Below are 11,571 nucleotides of genomic sequence, written 5' to 3' on the forward strand. Positions count from 1 at the left end.
AACGCGGCAGAAATAGACAGAGGCTCCGATGATTCAGGTACTTTCCAGCGCGTGGGCGCTTTTGCTGGGCATGGGCCTTTTGATGGTTGGCAATGGTCTGCAAGGTACATTGCTGGGCGTTCGGGGCGAGATCGAGGGGTTTACGACCCTTGAGATGTCCTTTGTCATGTCCGCCTATTTCCTGGGCTTTCTTGGTGGGTCGCGGCTCGCGCCCGAGATGATCCGTCGGGTTGGCCATGTACGTGTGTTTGCGGCGCTGGCCTCGTTCATTTCTGCCGTGATGATCATGTATCCCATGCTGGCCAACACGGTCGCATGGTCGCTTGGTCGCGTGATCATCGGGTTTTGCTTTTCCGGGGTCTATGTCACCGCTGAAAGCTGGCTGAACAACGCGGCAAGTAATGAAAACCGTGGGCAGGCACTGTCGCTGTACATGATCGTACAGATGGCCGGGATCATTACCGCCCAGGGCCTGCTTTTGCTTGGCGATCCTGCGGGGTATGAGACCTTTGTCATCGCGTCGATCCTGGTGTCGATTTCGTTCGGTCCGATTCTTCTGTCGATCTCGCCGACACCTGCGTTCGACACCACAAAGCCGATGACGCTGAAACAGTTGATGAACATCTCGCCGCTGGGGTGTGTAGGGATGTTCCTGCTAGGCGGTGTCTTTTCCGCACAGTTCGGCATGTCTGCGGTTTATGGCGCGCGGGCAGGCTTGAGCCTTGTGGAAATCTCGACCTTTGTTGCGGCTTTCTATGTAGGAGCAGTGGTATTGCAGTATCCGCTGGGGTGGTTCTCGGATCGCATGGATCGGCGCGTTCTGATCATGCTGGCCGCCGCCGTTGGCGGTGGAACCGCACTAATTGCGATGATTTTCGGCAACAGTTTCCATGTTCTTCTTACTGCGGCATTCGTGATCGGGGGCATGACCAACCCGCTGTATTCCCTGCTCATCGCTTATACGAACGACTATCTTGAGCACGAAGACATGGCCGCCGCCTCGGGTGGGCTGGTCTTTATCAACGGTCTCGGCGCAATTGCCGGCCCAGTGATCGTTGGGTGGATGATGGGGGACAGTGTCTTTGGTCCGTCCGGTTTTTTCCTGTTTTTCTCGGGACTTCTGTTCGTGATGACACTTTACGCTCTTTACCGGATGACGCAGCGTGCCTCGACCCCGATAGACGAGACAAGCGCGATGACCACGCTCTATCCGACAGCATCGCCCGTCGTGCTGGAGGTTGCACAAGAGGTTGCGATCGAAGCCGGGCAGGAAGAGCGCGACGCACAGGATGTAGCTTAGTGGTTGGAAATGTGTCGCGAATGTTGCAATATTTTATTGTAACAAGTTGGTAAAAGTCATTTTAATACAAGTAGTGCCCCTGGGGGGGAACATTAGTGGAGCAAGGGCAATGGTAAGTCCTGAAGAAGTATTGAGTTTTTGGTTAGATGAAGTTGGGCCCGAAGGGTGGTACAAGCAGGATGAAGCGCTGGACGCGCTTGTTCGCGACAAGTTTCTCGAAAGCTGGAATGGTGCATGTCAGGGCAAGTTTGCGCTGTGGCTGACCTATCCAAGCGGGACGTTGGCATACATCATCCTGATGGATCAATTTCCGAGGAACATGTTCCGGGGCGAGGGGCGCGCGTTCGCATCAGACCGCGCGGCTCTGTCCGCCGCGAAATGCGCGATCGACAGGGGCTGGGATCTGAGGATCGATGAGCCGGCACGGCAGTTTTTCTATATGCCGTTGATGCATTCGGAAAACCTGTGCGATCAGGAACGCTGCGTTCGTCTGCTGCATCAGCGTATGCCGCAATCAGGTGCCGGCAATCTGTTGCACGCACAAGCGCATCGCGAGATCATCCGCAAGTTCGGGCGTTTTCCGTATCGCAACGAAGCTCTCCATCGCGAGATGACACCGCAGGAAGCTGATTATGTCAGCAGTGGTGGATACGGTCAGACCGTGCGGGAACTGCAAGCCGCGATCTAAGACGCTGGGGTGCAACTTCTGATGTCGTTTATGCTGTTGGCTATGGCCGCAGCGGACGCGTCGATGGCGTGATCGATCAGTTTCTCTGGGGCATCCGCCAGATCCGCCAATTGAGACTGAGTTTTTTCAAGCCTCTGCTCAATCGCATTTGTTCGGGCCAGCACTCCCAGAATTCTCTGGGCCACGGCTGGCGAAATCTCCCCGTTATTCTCACCAAGCTCCTTCAGATCATTTCTAAGTCCCTTCAGCTCGCCCGTGATGTCTTGTGTCTGCGTGCGCAGCGGCTGTAGCAGCTCGAGCCTTTGGGCGAAATCTTCCTTGAAACCGTCGAGGGTCGACAGCAGTTTCCATCCCAGAAACAGGCACAACGCCAAAAGGATCAATGTCGCGTTGAGCATCGCGAGAAGCAAGTCTTTGAGTGTCCTGGCCATTACTGATCCCTCTGAACCCGGATGTGAAATTGTGCTATGCCAATCAGTGCGCCTTCTTTTCTAGCCAAACGGTGTGGTCGCGTATAGGCTGGAAACCGCTTGTCACATACTGTTTGACCTCGCGTCGCATTTGTCGCGGGGAAGTGTTGTTGATGTGCTTGGAAAATTAGTTTAATGGTAAACTAGTTTTGAAACGACCGGCGCCGAGAGGGAAACATGGCTGCACAATCCTTTGATCTGATCGTAATCGGCGCAGGCCCCGGCGGCTATGTCGCCGCCATTCGTGGAGCGCAGCTGGGCCTGAAAACCGCTGTTGTCGAACGTGAACATTTGGGCGGCATCTGTTTGAATTGGGGGTGCATTCCGACCAAAGCTCTGTTGCGCTCTTCGGAAGTGTTCCACTTGATGGAGCGGGCCAAGGATTTCGGGTTGAAGGCTGAAAATATCGGTTACGATCTGGATGCGGTGGTCAAACGTTCGCGCGGGGTGGCGGCGCAGTTGTCGGGTGGTATCGGCCACCTGTTGAGAAAAAACAAAGTCACCGTTGTAATGGGGGAGGCGACGATCCCCGCCAAGGGCAAGGTCAGCGTCAAGACCGACAAGGGCACCGAGGAACTGACCGCAAATAACATCATCCTTGCTACCGGTGCACGCGCCCGGGAATTGCCGGGACTGGAGGCAGATGGCGATCTGGTCTGGACCTACAAGCACGCGCTGCAGCCACCGCGCATGCCCAAGAAGCTTCTGGTCATCGGTTCGGGCGCGATCGGCATCGAATTCGCGAGCTTTTACAATACTCTGGGCGCAGATACGACCGTGGTCGAAGTTCTGGATCGTGTCTTGCCTGTCGAAGATGCCGAAATCAGCGCTTTTGCCAAGAAAGCCTTTACCAAACAGGGCATGACCATCATGGAAAAGGCGATGGTCAAGCAACTTGATCGCGGCAAGGGCAAGGTCACCGCCCATATCGAGGTCAAGGGCAAGATCGAAAAGCACGAGTTCGACACGGTGATTTCCGCCGTGGGTATTGTTGGCAACGTGGAAAGCCTCGGGCTCGAAGCCCTGGGGGTCAAGATCGATCGCACCCATGTGGTGACGGATGAATTCTGCCGTACCGGGGTCGAGGGGCTTTATGCCATCGGCGATATTGCGGGTGCGCCGTGGTTGGCGCACAAGGCAAGCCACGAGGGTGTCATGGTGGCGGACCTGATCGCGGGCAAGCACGCGCACCCGGTCAAACCTGAAAGCATTGCAGGCTGCACCTATTGCCACCCGCAGGTGGCATCAGTGGGGTATTCCGAAGCCAAGGCCAAGGAACTGGGGTATGAAGTCAAGGTGGGCCGTTTTCCCTTCATTGGTAACGGCAAGGCGATTGCGCTGGGAGAACCCGAAGGGCTGGTCAAAACCGTGTTCGACGCCAAGACCGGCGAATTGCTGGGTGCACACATGATCGGTGCCGAGGTCACTGAAATGATACAAGGTTATGTGGTGGGCCGCCAATTGGAGACCACGGAAGAAGATTTGATGAACACCGTCTTCCCGCATCCCACGCTCAGCGAAATGATGCATGAAAGCGTGCTGGACGCTTACGGGCGGGTGATCCACATGTGATCCCGAAAAACAATTGGCTTCTCAAAAGGTCGCGCCTCTGGCGCGGCTTTTTTTGTTGGGCTTTCTGGCGAAAGCCAGTGCCTCCGGCGGGGATATTTGAGGCCAGATGAACACGGGATCCGCGCCCCGAACCGGTCGGGGCGCTTCACCTGGCGCGGTCATCGGCGTCCCCGCCTGCACCGCGGGGTCACTCTGCCGAAAACGGGTTAAGGATCCGTTACTTCATCTGGCCTCAAATATCCCGGGGTCTGGGGCAGAGCCCCAGTTGGTCTATCCATGGTACTGTATGAATGTTCTTTGTATGTTCTTATTTTTTGGTTGGAGACTCAGGCTGTCTCAACTATCTATTAGGAATTGTTGCCGAGGTAGGTCATGGCGGAACTGAAGAATATCGAAGTGCGTGGCGCGCGTGAGCACAATCTCAAGGGAATCGACGTGGATATTCCGCGCGACCAGTTGGTAGTGATCACTGGGCTGTCGGGTTCGGGCAAGTCCTCGTTGGCCTTCGATACAATTTATGCCGAAGGGCAGCGGCGCTATGTCGAAAGCCTGTCGGCCTACGCGCGCCAGTTCCTCGATATGATGGAAAAGCCGGATGTGGATCACATCAGCGGCCTGTCCCCCGCGATTTCGATCGAACAGAAGACGACCTCGAAAAACCCGCGCTCGACCGTTGGCACGGTAACCGAGATCTACGATTATCTGCGCCTGCTGTTTGCCCGCGCAGGCACTCCCTTCAGCCCGGCCACCGGCCTGCCCATTGAGGCGCAGCAGGTGCAGGACATGGTTGACCGGATTATGGCGATGGAGGAGGGCACGCGCGGCTATTTGCTTGCGCCGATCGTGCGCGACCGGAAGGGCGAGTACAAAAAAGAGTTTCTGGAGCTGCGCAAGCAGGGGTTCCAGCGGGTCAAGGTCGATGGTCAGTTCTATGAACTGGATGAGCCTCCGGTGCTGGACAAGAAATTCCGCCACGATATCGATGTGGTGGTGGATCGTCTGGTGGTCCGTGAAGGGATGGAGACTCGTCTGGCCGACAGCCTGCGAACCGCGCTTGATCTGGCCGATGGCATCGCCATTCTGGAGACCGCACCGCGCGACGGTGATCCGGAGCGGATCACGTTTTCCGAGAATTTTGCCTGCCCTGTCAGTGGTTTCACCATCCCTGAGATCGAACCGCGCCTGTTTTCATTCAACGCGCCATTCGGGGCTTGCCCGGATTGCGACGGTCTGGGGGTCGAGCTGTTTTTTGACGAACGCCTCGTGGTGCCCGACCAGACGCTCAAGGTCTACGACGGGGCGCTGGCGCCTTGGCGAAAGGGCAAGTCGCCTTATTTCCTGCAGACAATCCAGGCCATTGCGCGCCACTACGAGTTTGACAAGAACACCCCTTGGAAGGATCTGCCCGAGAAGGTGCAGCAAGTGTTCCTGTATGGCTCTGGCGACGAAGAAATTCCCTTCCGCTACGACGAGGGTGGGCGGGTTTATCAAGTCACCCGCACCTTTGAGGGCGTAATCCCGAATATGGAGCGCCGCTATCGCGAGACGGATTCGAATTGGATTCGCGAGGAATTTGAGCGCTATCAAAACAACCGACCCTGCGGAACATGTCGTGGCCATCGCCTGCGCGAAGAAGCGCTGGCGGTGAAAATCGCGGGCCAGCATGTGGGTAACGTGGTGCAGATGTCGATCCGCGAAGCTTTGGCCTGGATCGAGGACGCGCCGAACCATCTGAGCATGCAGAAGAACGAAATCGCGCGCGCCATTCTCAAGGAAATCCGCGAACGATTGGGGTTCCTGAACAATGTGGGATTGGAATATCTTACGTTGTCGCGTTCAAGTGGGACCTTGTCGGGCGGCGAGAGCCAGCGCATCCGTCTGGCCAGCCAGATCGGTTCGGGTCTGACCGGGGTGCTTTATGTGCTGGATGAACCATCGATTGGTCTGCACCAGCGCGACAACGACCGGCTTCTGGGCACGCTCAAGAACCTGCGCGATCAGGGCAATACGGTGATTGTGGTCGAACATGACGAAGAAGCGATCCGCGAGGCGGACTACGTTTTCGACATCGGCCCAGGTGCTGGGGTGCATGGCGGGCAAGTGGTCAGCCATGGAACGCCCGAACACATCGCGGCGGACGCTGCTTCGATCACCGGCCAATACCTGTCCGGCATGCGCGAGATCGCGATTCCGGCGGATCGTCGCGTCGGCAACGGCAAGAAGGTCACTGTGGTAAAGGCCACCGGAAATAACCTCAAGGAGGTGACCGCCGTTTTCCCACTCGGCAAATTCGTCTGTGTGACCGGCGTTTCGGGTGGGGGCAAGTCAACGTTGACCATTGAAACGCTTTTCAAGACCGCCTCGATGAGGTTGAATGGCGCGCGGCAAACCCCAGCGCCATGCGAAACGATCAAGGGGCTTGAGTTTCTGGATAAAGTCATCGACATCGACCAGCGCCCCATCGGGCGCACACCGCGGTCGAACCCGGCGACATACACGGGGGCGTTCACCCCGATCCGCGATTGGTTTGCCGGTCTGCCCGAGGCCAAGGCGCGCGGCTACAAGCCCGGTCGGTTCAGCTTTAACGTCAAGGGCGGGCGGTGCGAGGCCTGTCAGGGTGACGGTGTCATCAAGATCGAAATGCACTTTCTGCCCGATGTCTATGTCACCTGCGAAACCTGCAAGGGCGCACGCTACAACCGCGAAACGCTTGAAATCAAGTTCAAGGGCAAATCCATCGCAGATGTGCTGGACATGACGGTCGAGGATGCGCAGGAGTTTTTCAAGGCGGTGCCGTCGATCCGCGAAAAGATGGATGCTTTGGCGCGGGTGGGGCTGGGCTATATCAAGGTCGGTCAGCAGGCCACAACGCTTTCCGGCGGTGAGGCGCAACGGGTGAAGCTGTCAAAGGAACTCAGCAAGCGTTCGACAGGTCGCACTCTTTATATTCTGGATGAACCCACCACAGGTCTGCATTTTGAAGACGTGCGCAAGCTGTTGGAAGTTTTGCATGAATTGGTCGAACAGGGCAATACTGTCGTGGTGATCGAGCACAATCTGGACGTGGTGAAAACCGCCGACCACATCATCGATATCGGCCCCGAAGGCGGTGATGGCGGTGGACGGATCGTTGCCGAAGGCACCCCAGAGGACGTGGCCGAATGCGAACGCAGCCATACCGGGCGGTATCTGAAGCCGATGTTGAATCCCGAACGGGTTGCGGCCGAGTAGGGCATCGACCAAATCATTTCCGGGCTGCAACGCGTGCCAGACTGTGGCACCCTCTTTGTAACAAGGGAGGAGAGAAGATGCGCAAGTTGCAGACCCAAGGGGTGCATCACATCACGTTAACCGGAGCGGACCGGCAAACCAGCCTTGATTTTTGGGAGGGCGTGCTGGGCATGCCCTTTGTGTTCGACCAGCCCAACCTTGATAATCCGGACGAAGGTCATCTGTATTTCGACCCCGGTGACGGGCGGCTGATCACGGTATTCACCAATGAAAATCGACAAGGCAGTCGCGAACGTACACCGACCGATCCGGGCTGCGTGCACCATCTGGCCTTCAATGTGTCTCAAGCGACGTTCTGGCAGGCCGTCGAGCGGCTTGAGGAACGGGGGATCGGCCATTCCGGCCCCAAGGATCGGGGGTTCATGGATTCGATCTATTTCAAGGACCCGCTGGGATTGCTGATCGAACTGGCAAGCTATCGGTTCGATCCGCCGACAGGCTGTACTCACGCAGATGTTCTGATCCGGGCACACCGGTTGCGGGTCGAAAGAGGCGACTACAACATCGACCGCATCCATTTGGCGGATGCAATCGGAGATTTGGTGCAAAGCAGGCAAGACAGCCTGTCACAGGACCGCTCGCCAAAGAACCCGTATCGCTGAAGTCAGTTCAGGATATCGGCAACCGCGCCGATCAGGTTCAACACCTTATGGGTATCACGGTCGACGCTGTAGACGTAGTCGCCAGCGCGGACATAGTAACCATCGCGCCTCAGACCATAGCGATAGGGATCGTCGATCCGGATGTAGTCGCGATAGATGTAGTCCCCGGTGTAGTAGCGATTCTTGACCTGACCGGGCGGAACACAAGGCACCGCCTTTTTGGCAAGGCCAGGTGGGCAATGACCGACAGAACCGTAGTACCGGCGATCATCGCGGCCATAATCTGGCGATACGCGCTCAATCTTCACACGGTTGTTGTTGTTGTTGTTTCCCTTGCCTTTTCCTTTGCCGTTCCCATTGCCAGCCATAGCAACTGCCGGGCTAAGGGCCAGCGCAAGAATCGCGGCGGTAAAGGCTAGCATTTTCATCGATCATGCTCCTATGCGGTAACGCTGAGGCTGTTGAACTAGCGTTACCTCATCAGATGGGGAATTGCGCCCGCTTTTCAAACCACTGGGCGAAAACCTGCCGTCAGTCACGACTCCGCTTTTCGAACCGGGGTAGCATGGCGCTGAAATCCATGCCCTTGCCATCTTCGTTTTCGACAAAAGCTTCATAAAGCGCGGTGGCGGCCTTGCCCATTGGAGTATCCGCATCGGCGCTTTCGGCGGCTTGCTGGCTGAGACGCAGGTCTTTGAGCATCAGTTCAGCTGCAAATCCCGGCTTGTAGTCATTGTCCGCAGGGCTTTGCGGACCGACGCCCGGAGCGGGACAATAGGCGTTCATGGTCCAGCTGTAGCCGGAAGAAGTTGAAACCACGTCGAACATCTTTTGCCGGTCCAGGCCCAGCTTGTCGGCCAGCGCAAAGGCTTCGCATGTGGCGATCATGGTGACGCCGAGGATCATGTTGTTACAGATCTTGGCCGCCTGTCCGGCTCCGGCTTCGCCACAATGTACGGCTTTTTGCCCCATGATCTCAAACAGCGGTGCGGCTTTGGCAAACGCTTCGGCCGAGCCTCCAGCCATGAATGTGAGCGTCCCGGCTGCCGCGCCGCCGATGCCGCCCGAAACAGGGGCGTCGACCGACAGCAACCCTGCCGCGTTTGCCTGTTCGGCCACCGCGCGGGCACTGTCCACGTCCACGGTGGAACAGTCGACCAGCGCCGCGCCCCTGGACATGGCGGGGATCACCTCACCAGCCACCGACCGCAGGATCTGACCGTTGGGGAGCATCGTGATGACCACTTCGGCATCCGTTGCAGCCATTGCCGCACTGTCGGCCATCCGGACACCGTCGATCGACACGTCGGCCATATCAAAGCCAACAACCTCGTGCCCGGCCTTGGCCAGATTGGCGGCCATCGGCGCGCCCATGTTGCCCAGACCAATGAACCCGATTTTCATCTTTCATTCCTCCTTGAATGTCAGTGCGTCTGCGCCAAGTGGTTGCAGCATTTTGGAAACGGCCACGGCGGGAACGTTCATGTCGGCATATTGCCACTTGGGATTGCGATCCTTGTCGATGATCTGTGCACGGATACCTTCAAGGAAATCGCCGTGTTCCACCGACCGATAGGTGAACCGGTATTCCATCTCCAACGCTTTGCGGATCGTCAGGGACGGGCCGCGAAGCCGATGGAGCATTTCAACCGTGCATGCCATGGAAATCGGACAGTTGCGTCCAAGCGCCTTGAGCGTGCCTTTGGCAAAATCGGTATCTTCGGTCCGCAGGGATGTCAGGATATCGCCCAATGACTCGCCGCCAAAGTGGCGGTCGATGTCCGTCTGAGCTGGGCGCAGGGTACCTTCGGGCGCGGGTTCTGAATGGGTTGCGACGTGTTCGGCATCGCCCGAGGCTTCGAGCATTTCGATCAGGCCGCCCCACTTTTCCTGCGGGATATAGTGGTCTGCGAAGCCCGCAAAAATGGCGTCGTCCGGCCCCATGCGCCCGGCGGTCAACCCCAGATATTCACCCACCCGGCCCGGCGCCAGTGAAAGCATCAGCGTCCCACCCACATCGGGGATCAGGCCAATGCCGCATTCCGGCATGGCGATTTTGGAGCTTTCGCCAACAACCCGGTGGGTGCCATGACACCCGATGCCGACACCGCCGCCCATGGTAAAGCCCTGCATGAAGCTCACGACCGGCTTGGGGTACTCGAAAATCATCGCGTTCATGCGGTATTCGTCACGCCAGAACGTGCGGCCATAGCCGAAATCGCCCTTGATCCCGGTTTCATAAAGCTCGGCAATATCACCACCGGCGCAAAAAGCCTTTTGGCCTTCGGCATCCAGGATCACCAGATCGACATCATCATCCTCGCGCCAATTGCGCAGGGCGGTATCGATTGCCATGCACATCTCATAACTCATCGCATTCAACGCATGCGGACGGGTCAGGGTGATCCGGCCGGCTCGTCCGGTCACTCGGATGTCGATGTCAGCCATGGAATCCCTCAGCGGTTGGCAAGCATGTGTCGGGCCACGATGACGCGCATGATCTCGTTCGTTCCCTCGAGGATCTGATGCACGCGCAGGTCACGGACAAGTTTTTCAATCCCGTAATCAGCAAGATAACCGTATCCGCCGTGCAACTGCAGGCATTGATCCACGACTTTCGATCCGGTCTCGGTTACAAACTTCTTGGCCATCGCACAGAATTTCGTGGCATCCGGCGTGCCCTGATCCAGTTTCCATGCGGCCTGGCGCAGAAAGGTGCGTGCCGCCTGCAGCTCGATCTCCATATCCGCCAGCCGGAATTGCAGCGCCTGGAACTGATCGATGGATTTGCCGAAAGCCTTGCGCTCGGACATGTACTGCAGCGTCATGTTGATCGCAGTCTGCGCGGCCCCAAGTGAGCAGGACGAGATGTTCAGGCGCCCGCCATCCAGGCCCATCATCGCGTATTTGAAACCATCGCCTTCGGTTCCCACCAGATTACCGGAGGGAATCTTGCAATCGTCAAACTGGACCTGCGCTGTCGGCTGGCTTTTCCAGCCCATCTTTTGTTCCAGCGCGCCAAAGCTGAGGCCGGGGGTGCCTTCCTCGACATAAACGGTTGAAATCCCCCTGGGACCGTCTTCACCGGTGCGCACCATGCAGACATAGGCGTCGGAGTATCCGCCACCCGAGATGAACGCCTTGGTGCCGTTGAGCGTGTAACCTTCGTTGGTGCGTTCGGCACGGGTCTTCAGGGCTGCCGCATCCGACCCCGAGCCGGGTTCGGTCAGGCAATAGCTGAGCACGGTGTTGAGGCTCAACACATCCGGCATGATGCGCGCCTTCAGCTCGTCGCTGGCGAAGCTGTCAAGCATCTTGGCGCACATATTGTGGATCGATAGAAAGGCCGCGACCGAGGGGCAGGCCATCGACAGGGCTTCGAAGACAAGCGTCGCGTCGAGCCGGCTCAGACCCGAGCCGCCACTTTCTTCCGAGACATAAAGGCCGCCAAACCCAAGTTCGCCAACCTGTGGCCACAGCTCTTTAGGGATCGTGCCCTCGGCCTCCCATTGACGGGCAAAGGGGGCGATGTTTTCCTGCCCAAAGGCGTGGGCCATGTCAAAAATGGCTGTCTGTTCCTCGGTCAGTGCGAAATCCATGGCCTGTCTCCCTTGCGCGCGATGAATTGAACGACTGTTTATTTCCGAA

10 protein-coding genes are annotated in these 11,571 nt (G+C 57.6%); 5 read left to right on the forward strand and 5 right to left on the reverse strand.

Translation table 11 applies throughout. The features are described 5' to 3' along the window. Positions 1-28 precede the first annotated feature (28 nt). Complete coding sequence (locus AC2FNB_RS01850) at positions 29-1,300, forward strand: MFS transporter (RefSeq protein WP_480748343.1); 1,272 nt, start codon at positions 29-31, stop codon at positions 1,298-1,300. Between the two features lie 109 nt (positions 1,301-1,409). After that, positions 1,410-1,988, forward strand: a complete 579-nt coding sequence (locus tag AC2FNB_RS01855; protein ID WP_480748344.1) for a DUF924 family protein — start codon at positions 1,410-1,412, stop codon at positions 1,986-1,988. Here the strand turns inward: AC2FNB_RS01855 and AC2FNB_RS01860 are convergent. Next, entirely contained in the window at positions 1,985-2,419 is a 435-nt protein-coding gene (locus AC2FNB_RS01860; RefSeq protein WP_496744114.1) for a hypothetical protein, read from the reverse strand. The genes AC2FNB_RS01855 and AC2FNB_RS01860 overlap by 4 nt on opposite strands. Positions 2,420-2,635: 216 nt before the next feature. Here AC2FNB_RS01860 and lpdA point away from each other — a divergent pair, with 216 nt between their 5' ends. The 3 genes from lpdA (at position 2,636) to AC2FNB_RS01875 (ending at position 7,923) form a co-directional block, all read left to right on the forward strand. Then, positions 2,636-4,030, forward strand: a complete 1,395-nt coding sequence (lpdA, locus tag AC2FNB_RS01865; protein WP_480748346.1) for a dihydrolipoyl dehydrogenase — start codon at positions 2,636-2,638, stop codon at positions 4,028-4,030. Positions 4,031-4,402: 372 nt separating this feature from the next. After that, positions 4,403-7,261, forward strand: coding sequence for an excinuclease ABC subunit UvrA (gene uvrA, locus AC2FNB_RS01870; RefSeq protein ID WP_496744116.1), 2,859 nt, complete (start codon positions 4,403-4,405; stop codon positions 7,259-7,261). Positions 7,262-7,338: 77 nt separating this feature from the next. Then, positions 7,339-7,923 (forward strand): VOC family protein, encoded by a 585-nt coding sequence (locus AC2FNB_RS01875; protein ID WP_480748348.1) that lies wholly within the window; start codon positions 7,339-7,341, stop codon positions 7,921-7,923. A gap of 2 nt (positions 7,924-7,925) precedes the next feature. Here the strand turns inward: AC2FNB_RS01875 and AC2FNB_RS01880 are convergent, their stop codons facing one another. From AC2FNB_RS01880 to AC2FNB_RS01895, 4 genes are all read right to left on the reverse strand, one after another. Further along, positions 7,926-8,351, reverse strand: a complete 426-nt coding sequence (locus tag AC2FNB_RS01880; RefSeq protein ID WP_480748349.1) for a hypothetical protein — start codon at positions 8,349-8,351, stop codon at positions 7,926-7,928. 103 nt (positions 8,352-8,454) lie between these two features. After that, complete coding sequence (gene mmsB, locus AC2FNB_RS01885) at positions 8,455-9,327, reverse strand: 3-hydroxyisobutyrate dehydrogenase (RefSeq protein WP_496744117.1); 873 nt, start codon at positions 9,325-9,327, stop codon at positions 8,455-8,457. 3 nt (positions 9,328-9,330) lie between these two features. Further along, a complete protein-coding gene (locus AC2FNB_RS01890) occupies positions 9,331-10,371 on the reverse strand; it encodes an enoyl-CoA hydratase/isomerase family protein (RefSeq protein WP_496744119.1) in 1,041 nt (346 codons plus the stop codon). Positions 10,372-10,379: 8 nt separating this feature from the next. Continuing rightward, positions 10,380-11,522, reverse strand: coding sequence for an acyl-CoA dehydrogenase family protein (locus AC2FNB_RS01895; protein ID WP_496744121.1), 1,143 nt, complete (start codon positions 11,520-11,522; stop codon positions 10,380-10,382). Positions 11,523-11,571: the final 49 nt, after the last annotated feature.

Source organism: Ruegeria sp. BHSB058, from assembly GCF_059613285.1.

Excerpts from the sequence above, each read along its gene's own strand:
- AC2FNB_RS01850 (WP_480748343.1), top strand. The coding sequence starts at position 29 with ATGATTCAGGTACTTTCCAGCGCGTGGGCGCTTTTGCTGGGCATGGGC.
- AC2FNB_RS01855 (WP_480748344.1), top strand. The coding sequence starts at position 1,410 with ATGGTAAGTCCTGAAGAAGTATTGAGTTTTTGGTTAGATGAAGTTGGG.
- AC2FNB_RS01860 (WP_496744114.1), bottom strand. The coding sequence starts at position 2,419 with ATGGCCAGGACACTCAAAGACTTGCTTCTCGCGATGCTCAACGCGACA.
- lpdA (WP_480748346.1), top strand. The coding sequence starts at position 2,636 with ATGGCTGCACAATCCTTTGATCTGATCGTAATCGGCGCAGGCCCCGGC.
- uvrA (WP_496744116.1), top strand. The coding sequence starts at position 4,403 with ATGGCGGAACTGAAGAATATCGAAGTGCGTGGCGCGCGTGAGCACAAT.
- AC2FNB_RS01875 (WP_480748348.1), top strand. The coding sequence starts at position 7,339 with ATGCGCAAGTTGCAGACCCAAGGGGTGCATCACATCACGTTAACCGGA.
- AC2FNB_RS01880 (WP_480748349.1), bottom strand. The coding sequence starts at position 8,351 with ATGAAAATGCTAGCCTTTACCGCCGCGATTCTTGCGCTGGCCCTTAGC.
- mmsB (WP_496744117.1), bottom strand. The coding sequence starts at position 9,327 with ATGAAAATCGGGTTCATTGGTCTGGGCAACATGGGCGCGCCGATGGCC.
- AC2FNB_RS01890 (WP_496744119.1), bottom strand. The coding sequence starts at position 10,371 with ATGGCTGACATCGACATCCGAGTGACCGGACGAGCCGGCCGGATCACC.
- AC2FNB_RS01895 (WP_496744121.1), bottom strand. The coding sequence starts at position 11,522 with ATGGATTTCGCACTGACCGAGGAACAGACAGCCATTTTTGACATGGCC.